The 25273-nt window shown below is 69.2% G+C and carries 21 protein-coding genes; 9 read left to right on the forward strand and 12 right to left on the reverse strand.

What is annotated here, in order from left to right; all coding sequences use genetic code 11:
- Positions 1-9 precede the first annotated feature (9 nt).
- Both ACFWQC_RS16845 and tuf read left to right on the forward strand, forming a co-directional pair.
- On the forward strand, positions 10-2274 hold the full coding sequence (locus tag ACFWQC_RS16845) for an FdhF/YdeP family oxidoreductase (protein WP_378680125.1): 2265 nt from the start codon (positions 10-12) through the stop codon (positions 2272-2274).
- Between the two features lie 280 nt (positions 2275-2554).
- Positions 2555-3751: an elongation factor Tu gene (gene tuf, locus ACFWQC_RS16850; RefSeq protein WP_378680128.1), complete on the forward strand. Its 1197-nt coding sequence runs from the start codon at positions 2555-2557 to the stop codon at positions 3749-3751.
- A gap of 57 nt (positions 3752-3808) precedes the next feature.
- Here the strand turns inward: tuf and ACFWQC_RS16855 are convergent, their stop codons facing one another.
- Together ACFWQC_RS16855 and ACFWQC_RS16860 are read right to left on the reverse strand one after the other, a co-directional pair.
- Positions 3809-4261 (reverse strand): PaaI family thioesterase, encoded by a 453-nt coding sequence (locus ACFWQC_RS16855; RefSeq protein ID WP_378680306.1) that lies wholly within the window; start codon positions 4259-4261, stop codon positions 3809-3811.
- Positions 4262-4286: 25 nt separating this feature from the next.
- Positions 4287-5258 (reverse strand): NAD-dependent epimerase/dehydratase family protein, encoded by a 972-nt coding sequence (locus ACFWQC_RS16860; RefSeq protein ID WP_378680130.1) that lies wholly within the window; start codon positions 5256-5258, stop codon positions 4287-4289.
- An 81-nt stretch (positions 5259-5339) separates the two neighbouring features.
- Between ACFWQC_RS16860 and ACFWQC_RS16865 the strand changes: the two genes are divergently transcribed.
- Entirely contained in the window at positions 5340-6248 is a 909-nt protein-coding gene (locus tag ACFWQC_RS16865; protein ID WP_378680132.1) for an RNA polymerase sigma-70 factor, read from the forward strand.
- Positions 6249-6276: 28 nt separating this feature from the next.
- On the opposite strand, the gene ACFWQC_RS16870 is transcribed toward ACFWQC_RS16865, so the two are convergent.
- Positions 6277-6699: a hypothetical protein gene (locus ACFWQC_RS16870; protein ID WP_378680134.1), complete on the reverse strand. Its 423-nt coding sequence runs from the start codon at positions 6697-6699 to the stop codon at positions 6277-6279.
- Between the two features lie 4 nt (positions 6700-6703).
- On the reverse strand, positions 6704-8767 hold the full coding sequence (locus ACFWQC_RS16875) for a type IIA DNA topoisomerase subunit B (RefSeq protein WP_378680308.1): 2064 nt from the start codon (positions 8765-8767) through the stop codon (positions 6704-6706).
- Positions 8768-9141: 374 nt separating this feature from the next.
- Between ACFWQC_RS16875 and ACFWQC_RS16880 the strand changes: the two genes are divergently transcribed.
- Positions 9142-9348, forward strand: coding sequence for a hypothetical protein (locus ACFWQC_RS16880; RefSeq protein ID WP_040756289.1), 207 nt, complete (start codon positions 9142-9144; stop codon positions 9346-9348).
- 87 nt (positions 9349-9435) lie between these two features.
- Complete coding sequence (locus tag ACFWQC_RS16885; protein WP_378680136.1) at positions 9436-9921, forward strand: DUF456 domain-containing protein; 486 nt, start codon at positions 9436-9438, stop codon at positions 9919-9921.
- Here ACFWQC_RS16885 and ACFWQC_RS16890 read toward each other — a convergent pair whose 3' ends face one another.
- The 3 genes from ACFWQC_RS16890 to ACFWQC_RS16900 all read right to left on the reverse strand — a co-directional run bounded on the left by ACFWQC_RS16890 (position 9922) and on the right by ACFWQC_RS16900 (position 14313).
- The gene (locus tag ACFWQC_RS16890) at positions 9922-11886 is read right to left on the reverse strand and encodes an N-acetylmuramoyl-L-alanine amidase (protein WP_378680139.1); all 1965 of its coding nucleotides are present in this window, start codon (positions 11884-11886) and stop codon (positions 9922-9924) included.
- Between the two features lie 143 nt (positions 11887-12029).
- Positions 12030-13595, reverse strand: a complete 1566-nt coding sequence (locus ACFWQC_RS16895; protein WP_378680142.1) for an RNA polymerase sigma factor — start codon at positions 13593-13595, stop codon at positions 12030-12032.
- Between the two features lie 139 nt (positions 13596-13734).
- Positions 13735-14313, reverse strand: a complete 579-nt coding sequence (locus ACFWQC_RS16900) for an HhH-GPD-type base excision DNA repair protein (RefSeq protein WP_378680145.1) — start codon at positions 14311-14313, stop codon at positions 13735-13737.
- A 96-nt stretch (positions 14314-14409) separates the two neighbouring features.
- Between ACFWQC_RS16900 and ACFWQC_RS16905 the strand changes: the two genes are divergently transcribed.
- Positions 14410-14895 carry a hypothetical protein gene (locus ACFWQC_RS16905; protein ID WP_378680148.1) on the forward strand — a complete coding sequence of 162 codons (486 nt, stop codon included), beginning with the start codon at positions 14410-14412 and terminating at the stop codon, positions 14893-14895.
- Positions 14896-15052: 157 nt separating this feature from the next.
- Here the strand turns inward: ACFWQC_RS16905 and ACFWQC_RS16910 are convergent, their stop codons facing one another.
- Positions 15053-15973 (reverse strand): DUF4192 domain-containing protein, encoded by a 921-nt coding sequence (locus ACFWQC_RS16910; protein ID WP_378680151.1) that lies wholly within the window; start codon positions 15971-15973, stop codon positions 15053-15055.
- Between the two features lie 137 nt (positions 15974-16110).
- Between ACFWQC_RS16910 and ACFWQC_RS16915 the strand changes: the two genes are divergently transcribed.
- The 3 genes from ACFWQC_RS16915 to ACFWQC_RS16925 all read left to right on the forward strand — a co-directional run bounded on the left by ACFWQC_RS16915 (position 16111) and on the right by ACFWQC_RS16925 (position 20859).
- A complete protein-coding gene (locus ACFWQC_RS16915; RefSeq protein WP_378680154.1) occupies positions 16111-17421 on the forward strand; it encodes a DNA polymerase IV in 1311 nt (436 codons plus the stop codon).
- 149 nt (positions 17422-17570) lie between these two features.
- Positions 17571-19706, forward strand: a complete 2136-nt coding sequence (locus ACFWQC_RS16920; RefSeq protein ID WP_378680156.1) for a S9 family peptidase — start codon at positions 17571-17573, stop codon at positions 19704-19706.
- Positions 19707-19911: 205 nt separating this feature from the next.
- Positions 19912-20859 carry an RNA polymerase sigma factor RpoD/SigA gene (locus tag ACFWQC_RS16925; protein ID WP_141803993.1) on the forward strand — a complete coding sequence of 316 codons (948 nt, stop codon included), beginning with the start codon at positions 19912-19914 and terminating at the stop codon, positions 20857-20859.
- A gap of 123 nt (positions 20860-20982) precedes the next feature.
- Here ACFWQC_RS16925 and ACFWQC_RS16930 read toward each other — a convergent pair whose 3' ends face one another.
- The 4 genes from ACFWQC_RS16930 to ACFWQC_RS16945 form a co-directional block, all read right to left on the reverse strand.
- On the reverse strand, positions 20983-22122 hold the full coding sequence (locus ACFWQC_RS16930) for a DNA polymerase IV (protein WP_378680159.1): 1140 nt from the start codon (positions 22120-22122) through the stop codon (positions 20983-20985).
- A 100-nt stretch (positions 22123-22222) separates the two neighbouring features.
- The gene (locus ACFWQC_RS16935; RefSeq protein ID WP_378680162.1) at positions 22223-23506 is read right to left on the reverse strand and encodes a glycoside hydrolase family 3 N-terminal domain-containing protein; all 1284 of its coding nucleotides are present in this window, start codon (positions 23504-23506) and stop codon (positions 22223-22225) included.
- 96 nt (positions 23507-23602) lie between these two features.
- Positions 23603-24193: a dephospho-CoA kinase gene (gene coaE, locus ACFWQC_RS16940; RefSeq protein ID WP_378680165.1), complete on the reverse strand. Its 591-nt coding sequence runs from the start codon at positions 24191-24193 to the stop codon at positions 23603-23605.
- A 41-nt stretch (positions 24194-24234) separates the two neighbouring features.
- A complete protein-coding gene (locus ACFWQC_RS16945) occupies positions 24235-25209 on the reverse strand; it encodes a helix-turn-helix domain-containing protein (protein ID WP_378680168.1) in 975 nt (324 codons plus the stop codon).
- Between the last annotated feature and the right edge of the window lie 64 nt (positions 25210-25273).

Below are 25273 nucleotides of genomic sequence, written 5' to 3' on the forward strand. Positions count from 1 at the left end.
GTGCCTCGGGTGAGCACCGAGCACTCCGTAGACCTGCCCGAACCCACTCTCCGCGTCACCGAGCCGGAGACGGCCGCCGTCGGACTCCCCGGGGTGGCACACTCGATGGAGTATGCGCTGCGCGAGATGGGCTCCAAGCGCAGCCTGCAGACGCTGCTCAAGGTCAACCAGGTCGGCGGCTTCGACTGCCCCTCGTGCGCCTGGCCGGACCCCGACCACCGCAAGGCTGCGGAGTTCTGCGAGAACGGCGCCAAGGCGGTGGCGTGGGAGGCGACCCGCAAGCGGGTGGACCGCGACTTCTTCGCGGCCAACTCGATCGCCTCGCTCAACGAGCGCGACGACCACTGGCTGGAGTCGCAGGGCCGGCTGACCGAACCGATGTACGTCGCGCCCGGCGAGACCCACTACTCCCCCATCACCTGGTCCGACGCGATCTCGCTGATCGCCGATCGGATGCGCGCGGCCGACCCCGACCGTTCGGTCTTCTACACCTCCGGACGCGCGTCCAACGAGGCCGCGTTCGTCTACCAGCTGCTCGCCCGCCAGCTCGGCACCAACAACCTGCCCGACTGCTCCAACATGTGCCACGAGTCCAGCGGCACCGCGCTCGGCGAGGTCATCGGCATCGGCAAGGGCACGGTCACCTACGACGACCTCGCCGAACACTCCGACCTGATCTTCGTGGTCGGCCAGAACCCGGGCACCAATCACCCCCGGATGCTGACCGCGCTCGAGTCCGCCAAGGAGAACGGCGCCAAGGTGGTGTCGATCAACCCGCTGCGCGAGGCCGGGATGGGGCGGTTCCGCAACCCCCAGACCGTACGCGGCGTCACCGGCGTCGGCACCCAGCTCGCCGACGTCCACGTGCCCGTGCAGGTCAACGGCGACCTGGCGCTGTTCGCCGGGATCAACAAGCTGCTCGTCGAGCGCGACGCGATCGCGCACCCCTTCATCGAGGAGCACACCGACGGCTTCGAGGTCGCGGCACAGGCGTGGGCGGCGATGGAGTGGGACGAGATCACCCGGCTCAGCGGCATCTCCCGCGAGGAGATCGAGTCCCTGACCGACCTGGTCGAGTCCCGCGAGCGCGTCATCGTGTGCTGGGCGATGGGCCTGACCCAGCACAAGAACTCGGTCGCCACGATCCGCGAGATCGCCTCGTTCCTGCTGCTGCGCGGCAACATCGGCAAGCCCGGCGCGGGCGCCTGCCCGGTCCGTGGCCACTCCAACGTCCAGGGCGACCGCACGATGGGCATCTGGGAGAAGCCGCCGGCGTGGTTCCTCGACGCGGTCGGTGCCGAGTTCGGCATCACGCCGCCGCGTGAGGACGGTTTCGACGTGGTCGCGGCGATCGAGGCGATGCGCGACGGCGCCGTCGACGTCTTCCTCGCCCTGGGCGGCAACTTCGCCGCCGCGACCCCCGACACCGCCGTCACCACGGCCGCACTGGCCAACGTCGGCCTCACTGTCCAGATCTCGACCAAGCTCAACCGCAGCCACCTCCATCACGGCCGCGAGGGCCTGATCCTTCCCTGCCTGGGTCGCACCGAGCGCGACAAGACCGGCGGCCGCGAGCAGTACGTCACCGTCGAGGACTCGATGGGCATGGTCCACGCCTCCTACGGCCGGCTGCTCCCGGGCTCGAAGGAGCTGCGCAGCGAGGTCGGCATCGTCTGCGCCATCGGCGAGGCGCTGTTCGGCTCGGACAACGGCGTCGACTGGGCCACGATGGGCGCGGACTACTCCCGGATCCGCTGGCACATCTCCGCGGTGATCCCCGGGTTCGAGGACTTCGAGACCCGGCTGAAGACGCCCGGTGGCTTCTCGCTGCCCAACGGCCCGCGCGACTCGCGCTCCTTCGCCACCGCGACCGGCCGGGCCCTGGTCACCGCCAACCCGCTGACAGCGATCTCGGCTCCCCCGGGTCACCTGCTGCTGCAGACGCTGCGCTCCCACGACCAGTTCAACACCACGGTCTACGGCTACAACGACCGCTACCGCGGCATCAAGGGCGGGCGCCATGTCGTCTTCGTCAACCCCGAGGACCTCCTCGAGCTCGGCATCGCCGACGGCGACACCGTCGACATCGTCTCGGTCTGGACCGACGGCGAACGCCGTGCCGAGGGGTTCCGCGTCGTCGCGTACGCCACCCCTCGCGGCACCGCCGCGGCGTACTTCCCGGAGACCAACGTCCTCATCCCGCTCGACTCCTACGCCGATGGCAGCCGCACCCCGACCTCGAAGTCGGTCGTCGTACGCCTGGAGGCGCGCTAGCCGGGAATTACATTGCTGGTGTCTGTGTTGGCATCTAACGTGATCAGCATGTTCCGCGTGGTTTCCGAGCACCACCTGTCAGGCAAGAGCCTGACGGGCGCTCCCACGTGGGCACCGTCAGTCGATTGCACCGGCGCTCGAAGCTGACCCTCCTCCTGACCCGCAGGACCCGCGGAGGAGGGTGGCCCGCACCGGCCCCCTCATCGCGGTGACAGCGCCATGAGGCTTGCCGGAGGGTCCTGGCTCACCCCGAAATCTTCTGACACACGAAGGATCTCTCATGGCCAAGGGCCAGTTCGTGCGGACCAAGCCGCACCTCAACATCGGGACGATGGGTCACGTCGACCACGGCAAGACCACCCTGACCGCCGCGATCACCAAGGTGCTCGCGGAGCGCGACCCGAGCGTGAACCGCTTCATCGCCTTCGACGGCATCGACCGTGCTCCGGAGGAGCTGCAGCGCGGGATCACGATCAACATCTCGCACGTCGAGTACGAGACCGCGACCCGGCACTACGCGCACGTCGACATGCCCGGGCACGCCGACTACGTGAAGAACATGATCACCGGCGCCGCCCAGGTGGACGCCGCGATCCTGGTCGTCTCCGCACAGGACGGCGCCATGCCGCAGACGCGCGAGCACGTGCTGCTCGCGCGCCGGGTGGGCGTGCCGTACCTGGTGGTGGCGCTCAACAAGGCCGACACCGTCGACGACCCCGAGCTGCTCGACCTGGTCGAGCTGGAGGTCCGTGACCTCCTCTCGGAGTACGGGTTCCCCGGCGACGACGTACCTGTCGTCCGGGTCTCCGGACTGAAGGCGCTGGAGGGCGACCCGGAGTGGACCGCCGCGATCGGTGACCTCTTGGACACGATCGACGGCTACGTGCCGGTGCCCGAGCGCGAGCTCGGCGAGCCGTTCCTGATGCCGATCGAGAACGTCGTCACCATCACCGGCCGCGGCACGGTGGTCACAGGTGCTGTCGAGCGCGGGTCGCTGAAGGTCGGCGACGCGGTCGAGGTCGTGGGCCTCGGCACGACGATCACCAGCACGGCGATCGGCCTCGAGACGTTCGGCAAGTCGCTGGAGTCCGCGGACGCGGGCGACAACGCGGCGGTGCTGCTGCGTGGCGTCAAGCGCGACGAGGTCCGTCGCGGCCAGGTGGTGGCGCTGCCGGGCAGCGTACGGCCGCACCGGAAGTTCCGGGCGAACCTGCACGCGCTGTCCACTGCCGAGGGTGGCCGGCACACCCCGTTCGCCGCGGACTACCGGCCGCAGTTCTACTTCCGGACCACGGATGTGCCCGGCGGGATCGACCTGGGTGAGATCGCCCTGGTCATGCCCGGCGACACGATCGAGCTCGGAGTGGAGCTGGAGAAGCCGATCGCGATGAACGTCGGACTCGGCTTCGCGGTCCGCGAAGGCGGTCACACCGTCGCCGCCGGTACGGTGACCGAGCTGCTCGACCAGCTCGACTGAGATACGGAACGGCCCTCACCTGGTGGGGGCCGTTCCCTCATTTCCCGATCAGCGGTCTCAGTCGCGGGGGCGCCAGCGCTTCCACAGCGCCTCGCCCTCGGCGCGGACCTTCCCGTCCCACTCCAGCCGCACCAGTGAGGTGATCTGGTCCTCGCTGGCGTCCTTGGTGGAGGCGATGAGCGTGACCGGCTCCCTGAGCGGAGCCGGCCGCCGGTAGCGTACGTCGATCCCGGCCGTGACGTAGGCCAGCGACTCCCCCTCGGCGGGCATCCAGCCGTTGAGGAACGCCTCCTGGTGCACCGCGGCCGCGCTGTGGCAGTCCAGCACGGTCGCGATGATGCCGCCGTTGAGGAACCCGCCGCCGTTGTCGTGCTGCGGCCACGGCTGGAAGGTCGCGGTCACGCTCCCGTCCAGCTGCGGATAGCTCTTCAGCTGGAGCCCCTGGGCGTTGGCCGGCCCGCACCCGAAGCAGGTCATCGTCGGCCACCACTCGTCCTGCAACGCGATCATCTTCACCGCGCCACCATAACCACGATCAGCCGATCCCGGTCCGGAAGCCCTCGCGCCAGGTGGCGTACGACGGCGTCCAGCCGAGCTCCCGCTTCGCCTTGGCGTTCGTGGAGCCCCGTACGGAGGTCATCAGCGCGACCCCGAACTCGCCGATCAGCGGCCGGGCGAGCCAGGCGGGCAGGCGCATCGGGTTCCTGCCGCCGACCTCCTCGGCGAGGAGCGGGATCCACTGGTTCACCGGAGCCGGCTCGTCGTCGACGATGTTGTAGATGCCCGACGCGCCCCGGTCCAGGGCCGCGACGGTCGCGGAGGCGACGTCGTCGATGTGGACGAACGACCACACCCCGGTGCCGCCGCCGACCACCGGCATCTTGCCCTTGCGCAGCATCTCGCCGAGCGCGCCCTCGCGGGAGGTGGCGTTGCCGGGGCCGTAGAAGTTGCCGTAGCGGAGCACGACGCCCTCGAGGCGGTGTCCTGAGCTTGTCGAAGGGTCGGTCGCCGCGGTGACCGCGGACTCCAGGTGGCGGATCGCTGCCAGAGTGCCTCGCGCCTCCTTGCCGGGGTCGTCGATGAGCGGGGCGGTCTCGTCCTTGACCCAGCTGCCGGTGCGCTCGTGGGTCCAGCCGCCGCCGAAGCTCTGCGCGATGAACCGCCGCACCCCGGCCGCTCGGGCCGCCGCCAGCAGGTGGTCGGTGCCCTCGGTACGCAGCCGGTTGGTCATCGCGAAGTCGTGGTCGAACTTCTTCAGGTTCCCGCTGAGGCTGCCCAGGGCGGTGAGCTGGTGCACGACGACCTCGGGCTCGGCCTTGGCGACGGCGTCGTGGACGCTCTGCGTGTCCAGCGGGTCCATCACGATCCCGGTCGCGCCCATGGCGGCCAGGGCCTCGCGCCCCGCGTCGTGCCGGGTCGAGCCGTAGACCTCGTGTCCGGCGGCCACCAGGAGCGGCACCATCCGGACTCCGACCGCACCGGTTCCGCCTGCGATGAAGATACGCATCGTTCTGTCCTCTCGTCGTTGTCGACCCCACCGACGAAACAACCTGCGCTCCTGTGACAGCTGGCGTAAGGTCCTGCACTCGTGGACCTCGCAAGCGCTCATGACGGGCTCCGCCCGCTGATGTTCTCGATCGCCTACCGGATGCTCGGCAGCGTCGCCGAGGCGGAGGACATCGTGCAGGAGGCGTTCCTGCGGATGCACCGCAGCACTCAGCAGTCCGAGGTAGAGGTCGACAACCTCGATGCGTACGCCACCACGGTCACCACCCGGATCGCCATCGACACCCTGCGCTCGGCCCGCCACCGCCGTGAGCAGTACGTCGGCCCGTGGCTGCCCGAGCCGATCCTGGTCTCCGACGAGGACCCGAGCCACCGCCTCGAGCTCGACGAGACCGTCAGCACCGCGTTCCTGGTCCTGCTGGAGTCGCTCACGCCGGTCGAGCGCGCGGTGTTCGTGCTGCGTGAGGTGCTGGGCTACGACTACGAGGACATCGCCCCCGTCGTCGACAAGAGCGCGACCAACTGCCGCCAGATCTTCACCCGTGCCCGCAAGCGGATCGCCGACGGCACGCCGCGGTTCGACCCTTCACGCGAGCGCCGCGACCAGCTCGCCTCGCAGTTCGTCGCCGCGCTGTCGGCGAGCGACATCGCCGGTCTGGAGCGGCTGCTCGCCGACGATGTCGTGTTCGTCGCCGACGGCGGCGGCCGCGCTCCCGCCATCCAGAAGCCGATGCTCGGTGCCGTCGCCGTCGCCCGCTTCCTGCTCGGGCTCATGCGTCAGGGCGAGCGCTTCGGTGTACGTCTGGAGCTCTCCCACGCCAACGGTCAGCCGGCGATGCTCACCCGCGGTGCCGACGGCGCCCTGCTGGGCGTCATCGCCCTCGACGTCGACGGCGGCCGGATCGTACGCATGCACAACGTCCTCAACCCCGACAAGCTCGGCCACCTGGGCGAGGTCGGCGACCTCTTCGCCCTGCTGGCCGAACGCTGACCGTCGAGGTCTACCCGTCGCTGGGGCTCTACCCGTCCAAGAACGTACGCAGCGACTGGTCGACCAGCGGCCGCCCCAGCGTTCCCTCCGTCAGCGCGTCGCGCAGCGCGGTGACCGAGTCGAGATCGGCGACGAGCGTCACCAGCTCGTCGACCTCCTCGCCGATCTCGGCGGGCGTGGTGGCCGCTACCGGCCGATCGAGCAGCAGCGGGCAGTCGACCGGACCGCCCTCCGGCTCCGGGTGGCCGAGCGCGGCGACCCAGCAGCCGATCTCGTAGCGCAGCGGCGCGCTCGGCCCGGCGCCCTGGGCGCGCAGGTCGACGTACCAGACGATGTCGTCGCTCTTGGGGTCACCGAGCCGGTGATGGCCCTTGCGCAGCGGCATGCCGCCCGTCTTGAACGCCTTGGTCGCCGCTGTCCGGGCTGCCTTCTGGTCCATCGCTGAGGTCACGGCCTTAGAAGTCGAGGTCGGTCTCGGAGAGCTGACCGCCTCCGGCGACGATGAACTCCTTGCGCGGAGCGACGTCGGAGCCCATCAGCAGGTCGAAGACCGCCGCGGCCTCGTCTGCGTCGTCCAGCGTCAGCCGGCGAAGCGTCCGGTGGCGCGGATCCATGGTGGTCTCGGCCAGCTGGTCGGCGTCCATCTCACCCAGACCCTTGTAGCGCTGCACCGGGTCCTTCCAGCTGACGTTCTTCTTCTTCAGCTCGGCGAGCTTTCGCTGCAGCTCCTGGTCGGAGTAGGTGTAGACGTACTTCTCCATCCCCTTCTTGGGGTTGGAGATCTCGATCCGGTGCAGCGGCGGGACCGCGGTGTAGACCTTGCCGGCGGCGATCAGCTCGGGCATGTACTTGAAGAACAGGGTCGCCAGCAGAGTACGGATGTGGGCGCCGTCGGAGTCGGCGTCGGCCATGAAGATGATCTTGCCGTAGCGCGCCCCGTCCAGGTCGAAGCCTCGGCCGGTGCCCGTCCCGACCACCTGGATGATCGAGGAGCACTCGGTGTTCTTCAGCATGTCGCCGACCGAGGCCTTCTGGACGTTGAGGATCTTGCCGCGGATCGGCAGCAGCGCCTGGAACTCCGAGTTTCGGGCCACCTTGGCGGTGCCGAGCGCGGAGTCACCCTCGACGATGAACAGCTCTGCGCGGTCGTCGGTGGTGCGGCAGTCGGCGAGCTTGGAGGGCAGCGCGGAGGACTCGAGCGCGTTCTTGCGCCGCTGGTTCTCCTTCTGCTGACGCAGCGAGAGCCGGGTCTTGGAGGCGGCGTACACCTTCTCCATCACCAGCTTGGCCTGCTGCTTCTGCGCCCCGCGCGACTCGGTGAGGAACGCCTTCATCTCCGCGGCGACGACCTTGCGCACCACGCTGCGAGCCGCCGGGGTGCCGAGGATCTCCTTGGTCTGGCCCTCGAACTGCGGCTCGGCCAGGCGCACCGTCACCACCGCGGTCAGACCCTCGAGGATGTCCTCCTTGACGATGTCCTTGTCGTTGACCTTGAGCACCTTGGTGGCGCGCATGGCGTCGTTGAACGTCTTGGTCAGCGCGTTCTCGAAGCCGCTGACGTGGGTGCCGCCCTTCGGGGTGGCGATCACGTTGACGAAGGAGCGGATCTCGTTGTCGTAGCCGCTGCCCCATCGCACCGCGATGTCGACGCCGAGCTCGCGCTCGACGTCCTGTGGCGTCATGTGGCCGGCGTCGTCGAGCATCGGCACGGTCTCGGTGAAGGTGTCCGACCCCTGCAGGCGCAGTACGCCGCTGACCGGCTCGTCCTTGGCCAGGAAGTCGACGAACTCGGCGATGCCGCCGTCGTGGCGGAACTTCTCCTCGACCGGGTCCTCGCCGGACTGGTCACGGATGACCAGCTCGAGCCCGGGCACGATGAAGCTCGTCTGCCGGGCCCGGCCGAGCAGTCCCTCGAGCTCGAAGCGGGCGTCCTTGGTGAAGATCTGCCGGTCGGGCCAGAACCTGACCCTGGTGCCGGTCTTGCCCTTGGCGACCCGCTTGCCCTTGCGGGTCAGGCCGCTCTGCGGCGTGAAGGCAGCCGTCGGGCCGTCACCGTCGAACACACCGGGCACACCACGGCGGAACGACATCCCCTGCTGGGCCGGCGAGCGGTCCACGTCGATGTCCATGCGGCTGGAGAGCGCGTTGACGACCGAGAGGCCGACACCGTGCAGACCGCCGGTCGCGTTGTAGGAGCCGCCACCGAACTTGCCGCCCGCGTGCAGCTTGGTCGCGACCACCTCGACGCCCGGCAGCCCGGTGCGGGGCTCCTTGTCCGTCGGGATGCCGCGGCCGTCGTCGTAGACCTCCACCGAGCCGTCGGGGTGCATCGTCACCTCGACGTGGCCGGCGACTCCGGCCAGCGCCTCGTCGACGCCGTTGTCGATGATCTCCCACAGACAGTGCATGAGGCCCCGGGTATCGGTCGAGCCGATGTACATACCGGGACGCTTGCGCACCGCCTCCAAGCCCTCGAGGACGAGGAGGTGGGCGGCGTTGTAGGTGTTGTCAGAGATGATCGGCTCCTGCGTAACTGCGTTGTTCCCGGGGTACTGCGTGGGGGTGTTCCTGGTTGAAATCTACCGTGCGACACGCCCGGGTCTCACGCAGGCACGCGGCAACCGACCCACGCACCATCGGGCGGCACACGTAGGTCGTGATCGGTCCGTTACGTGGAACTTGTGGGTTTCGATGCACGAAATGGTCGGTCGACAGGTAAGAATGTCTGTCACGGACAGCGATGTCCCGCGGGGTAGGTCCGACCCGGATCCCCAACCCGGAGCGACAACTGCAAGGATTAGAGCTGCGACCGAGGTAAGAGTCCAGGCTAGGGAATCTTCCAAGACTCACGTACGTTATCCCGGCGCAATCATGATTCAGAAATGAGGCCGATGTGACCACTGCCGTTGCCACCAGCTCGCCGCTCACGTCCGAGGACCGTTGCGACCGGTGCGGAGCGCAGGCCTACGTACGCGCGGAGCTCCACTCCGGCGGCGAACTGCTGTTCTGCGCCCACCACGCCCGCGAGCACGGTGAGAAGCTCAAGGAGATCGCGAGCTCGATCACCGACGAGACACACAAGCTCACCGAGAAGAACTGACCCCGCCCACCGACTCCCCGAAGGCCCGGACCACGACGGTCCGGGCCTTCGGCGTCTGCGGGGTGTCACGGGGCTAGGGTTCGCTCCGTGAGTCTCGTCGAAGTTCTCGTCGCGCTGGCCATCGCCTTCGGCATCGCCGGCATCATCGTCCCTGTCCTCCCCGGCGGAGCGCTGCTCGTCGCCGCCGCGATCCTCGGCTGGGCCATCTGGCTGGGAGAGTCCACCGGGTGGGTGATCTTCGGCATCTCCGCCGCCTTCATCGCCATCGGGCTGATCACCAAGTACGCCATCCCCGGCAAGCGCCTCAAGGACTCCGGGATGCCGCTGTCAACCCAGATCTTCGGCGCGACCCTGGCCATCATCGGCTTCTTCGTGATCCCCGTCGTCGGCGTCTTCGTCGGCTTCCCCATCGGCGTCTTCCTCGCCGAGCTCCGTCGCCACGGCGGTGACGCCCGCGTCGCCTGGGCCTCCACCTGGACCGCCCTGAAGGCGATGGGCCTGTTCATCCTGATCGACGCCGCCGCCGCCACCCTCGCCACCATCACCTGGGTCGTGGGGCTCGTCATCACGTGATCAGCCGTCGGCGACCGTCACGTCGTCTGCCATGACGTACGCGATCCGGTGGTTGAACCAGATCTGGTAGTAGGTCGTGCCGCCGGTGATCACGATGCAGTCGGGGACGCCGTCGACGGTGGAACAGTTGAAGTTGACCGCCTTGTAGTAGTCGGTCGGCACCGTCGCGTCGGCCAGGACGTACCTCTGACCTGCGGGGATGGTGTACTGCAGCGGCGCGATCGTCCGCGGCATGACGCCGTCGGGGTAGTCGCTGGCCTTCGCCGGATAGGCCGTACCGTAGATCTTCGCGGTGGTGCCGGGCTTCGGGGTGACGACCTTGCCGTCGGAGGGCACGAGTACGTCGCGGGGATTCTGGATCCAGCCCTGCTTGCCGCCGAACCAGACTCCCCACCACGTCGAGCGGGTCCGGTCGTTGACGACGACCTTCTGTCCGGCTGCCAGGCGCGGGCCCCAGTTGGAGACCTTGGCGGACCCACCGACGACGGTGTCCGGCAGCAGCGGAGCCTCGGTGGAGGGCTCGGCGTAGACGTTGACGAAGTTGGTGCCCCGGTCGCTCGGGCACGGGACGCCAGCCTCGGTGCAACCGGTCATCACGTTGCCGGTGTTCGTCTCGAAGTCGGGGTTGACCGTCCAGATCTCGCTGCGCGACTTCCGGTCGGCCTTGATCGGCGACCGCAGCAGGTCGAAGTAGTGGCTCCAGTCCCAGTAGGGGCCCGGGTCCCAGTGCATCCCGGCGACGTTGGCCGGCGCGACGCCCTGGACCTGGTCGTGGCCGATGATGTGGGCCCGGTCCAGCGGGATCCCGTAGCTCTGGGCCAGATAGCCGACCAGGGTGGCCGAGGTCTGGTACATCGCCTCGGTGTACCAGGCTCCGTCGGCGGCGTAGCCCTCGTGCTCCAGCCCGATCGAGTGGCTGTTGACGTACCAGTTGCCGGCGTGCCAGCCGACGTCCTTGCCGGGGATGTGGTGAGCGACGTGGCCGTCGACCGAGCGCAGCGTGTAGTGCCAGCCGAGGTAGGTCGGGTCCTGGACCAGCCTCACGGTGCCGTCGTAGGAGGTCTCGGTGTCGTGGATGACGATGTAGTCGACCGAACCCTCCTCGGGCCGGCTGGCGAGGTCGTGGTTGCCGTATTCGCCGATCGTGTCGCCGGTCTGCTGGTAGGGCGCCGGCAGCGACTCGCAGCCGAGCACCGCCGGACACTCGACCGTCTCCGCCGTCGACGACTCGGCCAGGTCGAGCCGTCCTATCGCCTCCTCGCTGGCGGCGACCGGCTTCGCGGCCAGGGTGACCTGGTGGCCGTCGTTGGTCGTACGCGACTCCCCCGCGCTCAGCGTCGCGAACACCTGCCGGGCGAACTTGAGCGCGGTCGCCTCGTCCGCGGCCCCGCTGTAGCGGCCCACTGCCGCGCTCCAGTCCGCCAGGCTCTCGGCGCCGCCCGCGGCCTCCTGGTAGGCGGCCAGCACCGCCGCGCCACCGCAGATGTTGGCGACCGCGTCCTCACGCAGATCGGCGACCGGGATCCCGGTGATGTCGTTGGCCGTACGCAGCGTCTCGACCTCACCCAGCCTGACCGCCTCCTCGCGCTGGCGCGTGGTGGGTGCGGGCAGGTTGGAGCCGTCGCCCTTGCCGAGCGGGTCAGGATGGGCCTCGGTGTCCTTCGCCAGGGCCGGCAGGTCAGTCAGGTGCATCGGTCCGTAGCCGCCCGATGTGCTCGGCGCCTCCCCGTGGGCATCCCAGCGCGACTCCATGTAGGAGACCGCGAGCAGCACCTCGGCCGGCACTCCGCTGGTCTCCGACGCTCGCTCGAAGACCGCCTGTCTGTCGGTGGTGCCCTCCAGGCAGACGTTCCAGTCGGGCTCGGCAGCCGAGGCAACCGCCGTGATCGGCACCGCGACGAGCAGGCCACCGAGCAGCGCTCCGGCCGCGGCCAGGGCCGGCCGGTGTGGACGTGAGAGACGCATAGGCACGAGGAGACCTCCCGAGACGCGGACGAAACCGACCCGTGCAACCTAGCCGAATCCACAGCTGTGGCGGGCGAGTCTGCGGAAATGGCGAACGCCCTCCCAGAAGTCCGGGAAGGCGTTCGAGGAGATCTTAGCCAGATTCAGTCGAGATAGTCGCGCAGAACCTGCGATCGGGACGGGTGTCGCAGCTTCGACATCGTCTTGGACTCGATCTGGCGGATGCGCTCGCGGGTGACCCCGTAGACCTTCCCGATCTCGTCTAAAGTCTTCGGCTGACCGTCGGTCAGGCCGAAGCGCATGCTCACGACGCCGGCCTCACGCTCGGAGAGCGTGTCGAGCACCGCGTGCAGCTGCTCTTGGAGCAGCGTGAAGGAGACCGCGTCTGCCGGGACGATCGCCTCGGAGTCCTCGATCAGGTCGCCGAACTCGGAGTCGCCGTCCTCACCCAGAGGGGTGTGGAGCGAAATCGGCTCGCGGCCGTACTTCTGGACCTCGATGACCTTCTCCGGGGTCATGTCGAGCTCCTTGGCCAGCTCCTCCGGGGTGGGCTCACGGCCCAGGTCCTGGAGCATCTGGCGCTGGACGCGCGCGAGCTTGTTGATGACCTCGACCATGTGCACCGGGATACGGATGGTGCGGGCCTGGTCGGCCATGGCGCGGGTGATCGCCTGACGGATCCACCAGGTGGCGTACGTCGAGAACTTGTAGCCCTTGGTGTAGTCGAACTTCTCGACCGCACGGATCAGACCCAGGTTGCCCTCCTGGATCAGGTCCAGGAAGAGCATGCCGCGGCCGGTGTAGCGCTTGGCCAGCGAGACGACGAGACGGAGGTTGGCCTCGAGGAGGTGGTTCTTGGCGCGCTTGCCGTCCTCGGCGATCCACTCGAGCTCGTCGAGGATCTTCGGGGTGATCTTGCCGCCCTTGCCGAGCTTCTCCTCGGCGAAGAGGCCGGCCTCGATCCGCTTGGCGAGCTCGACCTCCATCTCGGCGTTGAGCAGCGGGACCTTGCCGATCTGCTTGAGGTAGTCCTTGACCGGGTCCGCGGTCGCACCGGCGACCATGACGGTCTGCTCGGGCTCGTCGGTGTCGTCGGACGTGGAGACGACGAAGCTCTGCTTCGAGGCCTCCTTCTCGTCTTCCTTGATCGTGGGATCGGCTGCGACATCCTTCTCGAACTGCTCGTCGGGGATGTCGGGCAGGATCTTCTTGCCGTCGGGACCGAGCGGGACGACCGGGGTCTCGGTGTCGTTGTCCGAGTCGTCGACCTCGATGTCGTCGACATCGACCTCGACGTCCTCGAGGACGATCTCTTCGCCGTCCTCGTCGATCTCGGTCGTCTTCTTCGACTCAGGCTCATCGGCCTTCTTCGCCGCGACCTCGGCGGCCGGCTTCGCGGGCGCAGCCGCCTTCTTGGCGGCGGCCTTCTTCGCCGGCGCCTTGGCCGTGGTCGTCTTGCGGGTCGAGGTAGTCGCCGCCGCGGCACGGCCGGTGACGGCGGTGCCGAGGTCCACCGAGATGCCGAGCGTGCTCAGGTGACCGAGCAGTGCCTTGAGGTGCCTGGGCTCGACCGCGGCATCCTCGCTGGCCTGGCGGACCTGGTCGGGACTGACCCGTCCGGTTGGCTTGGCCTGGTCGATCAGCGCCTTCACGGCAGGGTGGGCGAGTACCTCAGCGGGTATCTTGCGCGCGTTCGAGGACACGAACACCTCTCCGTCGAACTTGGTCGAGACTTATCAAAAACTGAGTTTGGGCGCGGCAGGGCCCGGGGTCGTCAAGAGCCGCAGATTCATTCTGCCACGGTGGTGGTGAACATTCCCCATCCGGGGCATCATGTCCCCCAGCAACTCATCCGGCTGCTTTGGCTGCGGCTTTCTTCTGCTGTTTGTAGTCACGTACCTTCTGCAACGACGCAACGTCGACGACGTCAGCCACAGAACGGTAACCATCGAGCGCGTAGTCACCGACGGCCTCCTGCCAGCCATCGGGCCGCACCCCCAGCTGCTTGGCCAGCAGCGAGACGAAGATCTGCGCCTTCTGCTTCCCGAAGCCCGGGAGCGCCTGGACCCGCTTGAGCAGGTCCTTGCCGCTGGTGGCCTCGGTCCACAGCCGGGTGACGTCGCCGCCGTACTCGTTGGTGACGATGGTCGCGATCCCCTGCACCTTCGCCGACATCGAGCCGGGGAACCGGTGGATCGCCGGCGGCGTCGAGGCGATCGCCTTGAACTCCTCGGGGTCCATCTCGGCGATCTTGGCGGGATCCAGATGCCCGAGGCGGGTCACCAGCTTGTGACCGCCCTTGAACGCATCCTCCATCCGATACTGCTGATCCAGGGCCATGCCCAGCAGCAGCGCGAACGGATCCTCGGAGAGCAGCTTGTCGGCGGCCTCGTCGCCGGTGATGTGGAGAGAAGGCATAAGGGACATCCTGCCTCATCTCGCGGTGGCACGTGGTCATGCCTGTGGGCTGTGTCCTGTGGAAAGACGGTCGCGGGATTCCGGCTTCCGTTGCACGCTAGGCCCATGGCCTCCATGCCCACCCTGTCCGAGACGTCCGTCGAAGGGCTGCACGAGCCGCTCTCGCCAGTGCTCGAGAAGCGGCTGAGACGTGCCGTGCTCGACCACACCGCCACCGAGCACCGGCGCTCGTTCCTGGCGCTCGTCCATCTCGGCATCCCGGGTGGCAAGGAGGTCGCCCATGCGCATCGCGAGGACGAGCCCACCGACCATTGGTTGCGCACCGACATCATCCACAGCATGCGGCGCCGGGTCGGCGTGCCGGATCCGATCGTGTGGCTGACTCGCCCTGCCGAAGCGAAGCCCGAAGCGATAGGCGCTGTCGGCCTGGAGGTCGAGGACGTCGACCTCCGCTGGCTCGCCGCCGCCCGGGCTGCGTTCCGGGAGATCGGGTCCCCCCTGACGTACGTCGTGGTGGCCCGCAACGCGTGGATCGACCCGCGCTCGGGACTCAGCCGCCGGTGGAAGCGGCTGCGCTACCGCAACGACTAGGGCGCGTCTCCCAAAGACACGGCGGCCGCGAGCGGCATTTCGGGCCGATCTGGCAAGGCGGCGCTGCGAAGGCATCCTGGAGGCTGTCGAGCGGCGCCAACGCAGCCAGATCGGATGCGAAACGCCGCGTAGCGGGCGTGGATTTGGGAGACGCGCCCTAGGCCGGCCGATCCGACTGCGCCTCCTCCCAGGCCGTCGGAGGAACGGCACCCTCGAGCATCTGCGCGACCAGCACCCCGAGACCGTGGTGACGCTCGCTCGCGAAGCACCTGTCGAGGGCGCACCAGGCGAGCGCGCCGTCACCACCCAGCCAGGCGGCGAAGGCCAGCACGGCGGCCGGGTGGGCGACGTGCTCGTCGGGGCTGCGGCGTACGACATCGGTCCACAGACGCACGTGGGCCCTGGTCTCCTCCCGGGTCATCCCACCCCAGGCGGCGTCACGGCGCTGCGGGTCGCGCAGCGCCAGCAGCAGGGAGGCGACCTGGGCGGCAGACAGCACGGTCCCGGCGACCGCGTCGTCGACCAGCCGGCCGACCTCGTAGATCTTCATCGACGACGCTTGCTCCAGCGCAGCCTCGGTCTCGGCGACGGCCTCGGGCACCGCGGCGATCGAGGCGGCCAGCTCGGTGCGCGAGCGGCGCACCAGATGTCCGTCGTAGACCGCCTGGGCACGGAACGGATGCGCGCCGACGTCGAAGGGCACGCCATCGTCGGGAACGCCGTGGAACCCGAGCGGGTCGAACCATCGGCCGGCCTGCACCCGCAGGCAGCCGATCAGGTCGATCTCGCACTCGGCGAGCCTCTCGGCAAGACGGCGGGCGATCTTCACCCCGAACCGCGGCCCACTGTCGTAGAGAACGAGCAGGACGCCACGCACCTGGTGGCGGACTGCGGGCAGGAGCAGGCTGTCCAGACAGTCCTCGACCTCGTCCGGCGGAGGTAGGTCGATCCTGCCGTGGACCTGATGCTCACCCCCGAAGGTCAGCATGACGATCGACTTCTCGGGCTGGAAGCCGAGCAGGACGGGGACTGCCGCCAGGACGTCCTCGGGACGGGCGATGGAGAGTTTCGTGGTCATGCGGACCACACTCGCCGCGACCCACCGACAGTTTCGGCGCCAATAACCGTGCCTGTGGACAACCGCCTCCCCAACCGCACCTGTGGACGGTGAACGGCCCGCCTCAGACTGTCCCCGCTGCCAGATAGGTTGCCACCATGAGAGCGCACGCGTCGGTGATGCACCTCGACCTTGACGCGTTCTTCGCCTCGGTCGAGCAGCGCGACAAGCCGTCCCTGCGCGGCAAGCCGGTGGTCGTGGGCGGCATCGGCGGACGCGGCGTGGTCAGCACCGCCTCCTACGAGGCCAGGACCTTCGGCGTGCGCTCGGCGATGTCGACCCGCGAGGCCCGCGCGCTGTGCGGGCACGCCGCCTTCCTCTACCCGCGCTTCCATGCCTATAAGAAGGTCAGCGAGCAGGTCTTCGGGATCCTGCGCGAACTGTCCCCGCTGGTCGAGCCGCTCTCGCTCGACGAGGCCTTCGTCGATCTCGCCGCCGCCGACCTCCCCGACCTCGAGGTCGAGACCGTCACCGCGACCGCCTCGAGGATCCGCGAGGAGGTCACTCAGGTCACCGGCGGCCTGAGCGCCAGCGTCGGCCTGGCCAGCTCGAAGTTCATCGCGAAGATCGCCAGCGACCTCGACAAGCCGGACGGCCTCGTCGTGGTGGCGCCCGGCACCGAGCTCGACCTGCTCCGCCCGATGAACGTCAAGGTGATCCCCGGCGTCGGTCCTGCCACCGCCGAGCGCCTGCGCCGTGCGGGCATCCACACCGTGGCCGATCTGGAGCAGGTCAGCGTCGAGGAGCTCGTACGCCTCGTGGGCAAGTCCCACGGCACCAACCTCTACAAGCTGGCCAGGGCCCAGGACGACCGCCGCGTCGAACCCGAGCGCGAGACGAAGTCGGTCAGCGTGGAGGGCACCTACGACACCGACCTGACCGACCGTCCGCTCATGGAGCAGATCCTCACCCGGCAGGCCGGCGAGGTCGCCGCCCGGCTGAAGAAGAACGGGCTCTCCGGCCGCACGATCACGATCAAGGTCAGGCTCTACGACTTCACCACGATCAACCGCTCGACGACCCTGCCCGCCCCGACCGACCAAGCCGGCACCGTCGCCCGCATGGCCAGGAGCCTGCTCGGCGAGCTCTTCACCGCGGGCGAGACGGCCGGAGGCGTACGCCTTCTCGGGGTCGGTGTCTCCGGACTCGCCGACTGGGTCCAGGAGGACCTCTTCGGCGACGACACCGACGAGGACGCCGAGCCCGACCTCCCCCTGCCCGAGCCGGCGCGGCGGCCGACCTGGGCGGCCGGGATGGACGTCGTCCACGCCGAGATGGGCCGCGGCTGGGTCTGGGGCTCGGGGCGCGGCGTCGTGACCGTGCGCTTCGAGACCGCCGAGACTCCCGCCGGCCCGGTGCGGTCCTACGCCGTCGACGATCCCGACCTGCAGCCTTTCAGCGAGTCCTGAGGCCCACTCCCCGGCTCGATCCCGCTGTCGCGGCGAGCGGGTGCGGTATCGCGCCAGGCGACCTCCGTGTGCGATAGCGCGACGCGATGCACCCTGCGTGCCGGTCCCGTGGTCGAACCAGCGAGGGTGGCGGGGATAGGGTCTCGTTCATGTCTGCCGCCCTCTCCTCGACGCCCTGGCCGATCGCTCCCAAGAAGCCCTCGTCCAAGCAGTTCCACGGCCTGACCCGGGCCGATGACTACGAGTGGCTCCGGGAGAAGGAGAACCCCGAAGTCATCGCCTACATCGAGGCCGAGAACGCCTACACCAAGGAGCAGACCGACCACCTCGCCGACCTGCGCACGCAGATCTTCGAGGAGATCAAGGCGCGCACTCTCGAGACCGACCTGAGCGTCCCGACGCGCTCGCGCGGCTACTGGTACTACGGCCGCAGCTTCGAGGGGAAGCAGTACGGCGCGAGCTGCCGAGTGAAGGCCGCCGACCCCGACGACTGGACCCCGCCGACCCCGGCCGACGTCACCCACGACCAGCCCGCCCTCCCCGGTGAGGAGGTGCTGCTCGATCTCGACGCGCTCGCCGAGGGCCACGACTTCTTCAGCCTCGGGGGCTCCTCCGTCAGCCCGTCGACCACCCTGCTCGCCTACGCGACAGACGTCGCCGGCGACGAGCGCTACACCGTACGCGTCAAGGACCTCACCACCGGCGAGCTGCTGAGCGACGAGCTCACCAACGTGCACGGCGGCGCGACCTGGGACCGTGACTCCGCCAACCTCTACTACACCACCGCCGACGAGTCCTGGCGCGCCGACAAGATCTGGCGCCACCGCCTCGGCACCAGCCAGGACGAGGACGAGCTGGTCTTCCACGAGACCGACGACCGGTTCTGGGTCGGCGTGGGACGCACCAAGTCCGACCGGTTCATGTTCATCGGCACCGCCGCGAAGATCACCGCGGAATACCGCTTCCTCGACCTCGACGACCCCGACGCCGGCTGGCAGGTCTTCGCCGCCCGCGAGGAGGGCGTCGAGTACTCCATCGAGCACGCCGCCATCGCCGGCGAGGACGTCTTCCTGGTCACCCACAACGCCTCCGGCCCCGACTTCGAGATCGCCACCGCGCCGATCGCCCCGACCCCACGGACCGAGTGGCAGCCGCTCCTCCCCCACACCCAGGGCGTACGCCTGGAGGACGTCGACGCCTTCGCCGGCCATCTGGTCGTGCACCAGCGCAGCGAGGGCCTGACCCAGCTCCGCATCCTGGAGCTCGGTGAGAACGGTGTCGCCGACGACTACCTGGTGAAGTTCGACGACGAGCTCTACACCATCGGCTCCGGTTCCAACCCCACCTTCGATTCCCCGGTCGTGCGGCTCGGCTACACCACGATGCGCACCCCGGCCTCGATCTACGACTACGACGTACGCAGCCGCGAGCTGACCCTGCTCAAGCAGGCCCCGGTGCTCGGTGGCTACGACCGCGACGACTACGAGGAGCACCGGCTCTGGGCGAGCGCCGAGGACGGCGTACAGGTGCCGATCTCGATCGTGGCGAAGAAGGGGCTCCACGAGACCGGGCCGATCCCGGTGCTGCTCTACGCCTACGGCTCCTACGAAGCCAGCATGGACCCCTACTTCTCCATCGCCCGACTGAGCCTGCTCGACCGCGGGATCGGCTTCGCGATCGCCCACATCCGCGGCGGCGGCGAGATGGGCCGGGCCTGGTACGACGACGGGAAGATGCTGAAGAAGCAGAACACCTTCTCCGACTACATCGCCTGCGCGCGCCACCTCGCCGAGTCGGGCTGGTCGACGCCCAGCCAGATCATCGCCGAGGGCGGCAGTGCCGGCGGCCTGCTGATGGGTGCGGTCGCCAACCAGGCGCCCGACGCCGTGGGCGCGATCGTGGCCGCGGTGCCGTTCGTGGACGCGCTGACCACGATGCTCGACGCGACGCTGCCGCTGACCGTCACCGAGTACGACGAGTGGGGCAACCCGGAGGCCGACAGGGAGACGTACAACTACATGTCCTCCTACGACCCCTACACGAACGTCACCCGGCAGCACTACCCGCCGATCCTGGCCGAGACCAGCATCAACGACACCCGAGTCCTCTACGTCGAGCCCGCGAAATGGGTCGCCAAGCTGCGCGCGACGGCAGAGAATCCTGGTGACGTACTGCTGAAGACGGAGATGGCGGCCGGACACGGCGGAGTCTCGGGGCGCTACAAGGCGTGGGAGGACCGGGCGTTCAGCCTTGCCTGGATGATCGACCAGGTGACCTCTTCGTAGGGCATATCTGCGGGAACCTCGGGGTACTCCATGAGAAACCCCTGAGATTCACCTCACGATGCAACTTATCGCCCGCGGCGTACGTCGAACCGGACAAGAGATCGAAAACGGATTCGATGACAAGGCGCTCTACCAGGGAACACCTGGGAGGGGCGAAGCGTTGAAACCACCGTGAGGCCACAAACCTCACCGTGAGGAGGTTCCCATGGCGACACGCACCGCCACTGCCACCCGAGAGATCGAGGGCCGTGACAGCGTCGGGCTGTATCTCGACGAGATCGCCCGCAACGAGCTCCTGGATGCTGCCAAAGAGGTTGAGCTGTCCAAGGCGATCGAGGCCGGCCTGATGGCCGAGCATCTGCTGGCCGAGGGCCGCGTCGGCCGCAAGAAGGCACCCGGTGGAGCCACCCGAGCGGAGTTGGAGTGGCTGGCCGAGGAAGGCCACCGCGCCACCCGTCAGTTCATCAACGCCAACCTGCGACTGGTGGTGTCGATCGCGCGGAAGTACGGCCGCGCGCAGATGCCGATGCTCGACCTGATCCAGGAAGGCAATACCGGCCTGATCCGGGCCGTTGAGAAGTTCGACTACACCAAGGGCTACAAGTTCTCGACGTACGCGACGTGGTGGGTGCGCCAGGCGATCACCCGTGGCATCGCCCAGCAGGCGCGTGTGGTCCGGCTGCCCGTCCACGTCGTCGAGGAGCTCAACCAGGTCGGCGGCGCCCGCCGCACCCTGGAGCGTCAGCTCGGCCGCGACCCGGAGCCGGAGGAGATCGCCGGCGAGCTCGGAATGGACATCGACCGCGTCCTCGACCTGCTCTCCTGGGGTCGTGACCACGTCTCGCTCGACACCCCGATCGACGAGGACGGCGACACCTCGCTGGGTGACCTGATGGCTCAGGAGTCCTCACCGTCGCCCGACATGGACGTCATCGACGTCGAGTCGCGCGAGCGGCTCAACTCGCTGGTCGGCCAGCTCGACGAGCGTTCCGCCGACATCGTCCGCTCCCGCTACGGGCTCACCGACGGCCGTCAGCACAAGCTCGCCGACATCGGCGTCAAGCACGGTATCTCCGCCGAGCGCGTACGCCAGCTCGAGCGCGAGGCTCTGCAGAAGCTGCGCCGCTTCGCAGACCCTGACCTGGCGGCGTAGCACCCCAGCCGAGGCGTCACCTCCGACGGCCGAGGCGTCAGTTGAACAGATCGAGTTGGCACTACGGTGCCCACTCGATCTGCGTATGTGACGCTTCGGCCGACGCGGGCGACGTCTCGGCGGTCAGTAGCCGCCGGGCGGCGGGGCCATCTCCAGGCGTACGCCGATGAGGCGGACCGGGCGGTCCTTCTCGACCCGCTCCAGGAGCGCCTCGGCCTCGTCGGCGAGGCGATCGGGGTCGAGGGTGGGCTCGGGGAGCTTGTGGCCGCGGGTGACGGTGAAGAACGGCTTGAGGCGCACCTTGATCTCGACCCTGGTCACCGGCCGTCCCTCCTTCACCACGTCCGCGAGGCACTCGGCGCACAGGCGGCGGGTCGCGGCGACGATGTCCGGCCACTCGACGAGGTCCTGCTGGAAGGTCTCCTCGTGGCCGTGGCCGCGCGCGACCCACGGCGAGGGGTCCACGGAGCTGGTGTCGGCGCCACGACCCAGACGGCGCAGCCAGGGGCCGGTCGTGGGGCCGATCTCGGCGGCCAGACGCTCCGCCGAGGCCGCTCCCAGGTCGGCGACCGTCTCGATCCCGAGCCCGGCGAGCCGCTTCGCGGTCTTCGCCCCGATCCCCCACAGCGAGTCGGTCGGACGGTGGCCCATCTCGGCGTCCCAGGTCTCGTGGGTGATCCGGTAGACGCCGGTCCCCCGCGGCTGCCCTCCCGGGCCGGGCTCGTGGCCGCCCGCCCCGGCCTCACGCGCGAGAGCGCCGTCGACGCGCTGCTTGGCGAACCCCGTGGCGAGCTTCGCCTGCAGCTTGTTGTCGCCGACACCGACGCCGCTGCGCAGCCGGGTGCGTGCGAGCACGAGATCGCGTACGTCCTGGGCGAAGGCCACCGGATCGCCGAGGTCTCCGTGTCCGGGGCCGGGCCCGAGGAACGCCTCGTCCCAGCCGAGGACCTCGACCAGGACGGGTACGCCGCCCCACTCCAGCGATCGCAGCGTGTCCATGACGCCCGCGGAGGCCTCGTCGTAGGCCACGTGGTCGACCGGGAGCAGCACCGCGTCGGGACACTTCCGCACTGCCAGCCGCAGCGGCATCCCCGAACCCACCCCGTGCGCCCGAGCCTCGTAGGAGGCCGTCGAGACCACCGCCCGCTCGGTCGGGTCCCCGCGCCCACCCACGATCACCGGTTGACCGGCCAGCTCGGGCCGGCGCAGCACCTCCACCGCCGCGATGAACTGGTCCAGGTCGACGTGCAGCACCACGCTCATGGTCGCTCGCTCATGCCCCGATGGTGCCACGAACCAACTCGGCGACGCTTCGACGTCAGAAACTGACGCTTCGGCGCCAGAAAGTGACCTCTCGGCGGGGTCAGCCTTGGGAGGCCGCCTTCGAGAGGGCCGCGGAGGCCTGCTCCGCCTGCTCGCGTACGTCACCGGGGACCGGCACCGCGCCGGCGGTGCGCTGCTGCCACAGCTGCATGGCGACGACCTTCGCGGCGGCGTCCTCGACAAGCGAACGCTCGAGGCGCCCGGAGCGCAGCGCCTTGACGACGCTGCGGTGGGCGGCCTTGGAGTTGGCCGGCATCAGCAGGAGGTCGGCGCCGGCCTCGAGGGCGGCCACCGAGGGCTTCTTCGTGGTGGTCGTGACCGCGCCCATGCCCAACGAGTCGGTGACGGCGATGCCGTCGAAGCCGAGGTCGTCGCGGAGCAGGTCGTAGATGGGAGCCGCCATGCTGGCCGGCTTCCCGGGGGCCACGGCCTTGACGTCGACGTGGCTGATCATGACCGACGGCGCACCGGCATCCACCGCGGCGTCGAACGGCACCAGGTCGCGGCGCTTGAGCTTCTTCTTCCCGAAGTCGAGCTCCTGGAGCCCGAGATGGGTGTCACCGGTGACCGCGCCGTGGCCAGGGAAGTGCTTGGTGGTGGAGACCAGACCGGCGGCGTTGTAGCCCTGAACGGCCGCGGAGACCGCCGTCGCGGCGATCTTCGGGTCCTCGCTCGGGGAACGCGAGCCGATCGTCGGATCGGCCGCGCCGACGGTCACATCCGCGACCGGCGCGAACGCCCAGGTGAAGCCCAGGTCGCGCAGCTCGAGCGCCGTCGTCCGCGCCGCCTCGGTCGTCACCGTGACTCCCTTGCCCGGCTTCGCCTCGATGGCATCCCCGGTGCGCTCGAACTCGGGGAAATCGGTGGCCACGCCGCGCAGGTGGGAGACGACGCCACCCTCCTGGTCGACGCCGATCACCGCGGGGAACGAGCGGCCATCAGCGGCCACCGCACGGGAGACCGCGGCGGTCGTCTCGCGCACCTGGGCCTCGTCGACGACGTTCTCGCCGGTCACGCTCACCCCGGCGAGGTGGAGCTTGCGGACCATCTTGGCGGCCTTGGCCGGGTCGGTGCCGTGGTAGCGGCCGACGATCACCTGCCCGGCGAGCTGCTTCTCGTCCCAGCCCGACACCAGCTCGCGGGCGGTCGCCAGCTCTCCCCGCGTGGGACCCCAGGCCAGCGGCGTGGTGTCCTTCTTCGGGTCGGTCTTCGTGGTGGCGTTGGCCGGCCTGTTCGGCTCCTCATCGACCCTCGTCGGCATGCCGACGGTCACCGCTGCCGCGCCCGCCCCGGCCGCCAGGGCCAGCACGGCCCCCGCGATCACCGGTCGCAGCCAACGCCTCGGCCGACGCCGCTGATCCTCTGAATCGGTGTGCTTGCCCCCAGTCACGCGGCCGAGTATGTCAGCAACCCCCGCCCATTAACACGTTCCGGCGAGTGCGTCGTAGATCTCCCGCACCCGCTTCCGCAGGTCATCGAGGGTGCCGGTGTTGTCGATGACGTACGTCGCCGCGGCGAGCCGATCCTCGCGACTGGCCTGCGCGGCGATGCGAGAGCGGGCGTCGGCCTCGCTCATCCCCCGCGAGACCGCACGCTCGATCTGCGTAGACACCGGCACGTCGACGACGATCACCTCGTCGAAGAAGGGCGCGTAACCCACCTCGACCAGCAACGGGATGTCGTTGACGACCAGCTTCCCGGCCGTCCGCCCGGTCTCCTCGAGCTCCGCGGATCGCGCCCCGACCAACGGGTGCACGATCGCGTTGAGCCGTTCACGGGCGCCCTGGTCGGCGAAGACGATCTCCCCCACCTTGGCCCGGTCGAGCGCACCGGACTCGGTCAGCACCGACGGCCCGAACTCCTCCACGACCTGGGCGAGCCCCGCTGTGCCCGGCTCGACGACCTCCCGGGCGATCTTGTCCGAGTCCACGATCACCGCCCCGAACCCGGCCAGCAACTCCGACACCGTGCTCTTCCCCGAGGCGATCCCGCCGGTGAGTCCTACGCGCATGGGCCCAACCTAATGGGGCCGCTGTCGGCGCCTCACGCCGCCTAGGCCGGCATGGCCGAGTCGAGGCTGTCGCTGCAGGCGAACCGGCGCCGGTAGGCCTGCGGGGAGAGCCCTCGTACGCGCGTGAAGTGGTGACGCAGGGCCGCGGCGTTGCCGAAGCCGACCTCGCCCGCGATCCACTCCACCGACCGGTCGGTACGCTCCAGCAGCTCCTCCGCCCGGCGCACCCGCTGGGCGGTGATCCAGGCATAGGGCGTCGCCCCGGTCTCGGCACGGAACCTGCGGGCGAACGTACGCGGCGACATCAGCACTCGATGGGCGAGCGAGTCCACGTCGAGGTCTTCGTGGAGGTTCTCCACGATCCAGGCCAGCAGCGGACCGAGCGTCTCGGCCTCGACCTCTGGTACGGGGCGGGAGATGAACTGCGCCTGCCCGCCGTCACGCTGGGGCGGCACGACCATGCGCCGGGCCACGGCTGAGGCGACCGCTGCTCCGTACTCCTGGCGCCAGATGTGCAGGCACGCGTCCAGTCCGGCGGCGGTGCCGGCACTGGTGATGATCTGCCCGGTGTCTACGTAGAGCACCTCGGGCACCACCTTCGCCTCGGGGAACCTCTCCGCGAGCTCGTCGGTGTACTTCCAGTGGGTGGTGCACTCACGCCCGTCGAGCAGACCCGCCGCACCCAGTGCGAACGCCCCGCCGCAGACCGTCAGGATTCGGGCGCCACGGTGATAGGCGCGCAGCAGCGTCTCGGCCACCTGCGGCGGCACCGGGTCGCCCCTGCGCATCGCCGGCACACACACCAGGTCGGCCTCGTCGGCCCGCTCGAGACCGTACGTGGCCTCGATCCCGAAGCCCAGGTTCGAACGCACCAAGCCGGGCTCGAGCGAGCAGACGCCGAACTCCAGCAACGGCACCCCGTCGTCGCGCCGGTCGAGCCCGAACGCCTCGCACACGACTCCGAACTCGAAGGGGGCGACACCGTCCCAGATCACCGCAGCTACGTTCCTAAGCACCTTAGAAGGGTGCCAGTTGGCAGGAAATCGCGCAACTTAGGCATTTCTGCCAATGTGGCAGGAA

The organism is Nocardioides sp. NPDC058538, assembly GCF_042719275.1.
Lineage (GTDB): Bacteria > Actinomycetota > Actinomycetes > Propionibacteriales > Nocardioidaceae > Nocardioides.

Coding starts and splice junctions, on each gene's coding strand:
- tuf (WP_378680128.1), top strand. CDS start 2,555: ATGGCCAAGGGCCAGTTCGTGCGGACCAAGCCGCACCTCAACATCGGG.
- ACFWQC_RS16855 (WP_378680306.1), bottom strand. CDS start 4,261: ATGATCGCGTTGCAGGACGAGTGGTGGCCGACGATGACCTGCTTCGGG.
- ACFWQC_RS16910 (WP_378680151.1), bottom strand. CDS start 15,973: ATGACCACGAAACTCTCCATCGCCCGTCCCGAGGACGTCCTGGCGGCA.
- ACFWQC_RS16920 (WP_378680156.1), top strand. CDS start 17,571: ATGTCTGCCGCCCTCTCCTCGACGCCCTGGCCGATCGCTCCCAAGAAG.
- ACFWQC_RS16930 (WP_378680159.1), bottom strand. CDS start 22,122: ATGAGCGTGGTGCTGCACGTCGACCTGGACCAGTTCATCGCGGCGGTG.
- ACFWQC_RS16905 (WP_378680148.1), top strand. CDS start 14,410: ATGGCCTCCATGCCCACCCTGTCCGAGACGTCCGTCGAAGGGCTGCAC.
- ACFWQC_RS16860 (WP_378680130.1), bottom strand. CDS start 5,258: ATGCGTATCTTCATCGCAGGCGGAACCGGTGCGGTCGGAGTCCGGATG.
- coaE (WP_378680165.1), bottom strand. CDS start 24,193: ATGCGCGTAGGACTCACCGGCGGGATCGCCTCGGGGAAGAGCACGGTG.
- ACFWQC_RS16915 (WP_378680154.1), top strand. CDS start 16,111: ATGAGAGCGCACGCGTCGGTGATGCACCTCGACCTTGACGCGTTCTTC.
- ACFWQC_RS16925 (WP_141803993.1), top strand. CDS start 19,912: ATGGCGACACGCACCGCCACTGCCACCCGAGAGATCGAGGGCCGTGAC.
- ACFWQC_RS16900 (WP_378680145.1), bottom strand. CDS start 14,313: ATGTCCCTTATGCCTTCTCTCCACATCACCGGCGACGAGGCCGCCGAC.
- ACFWQC_RS16890 (WP_378680139.1), bottom strand. CDS start 11,886: ATGCGTCTCTCACGTCCACACCGGCCGGCCCTGGCCGCGGCCGGAGCG.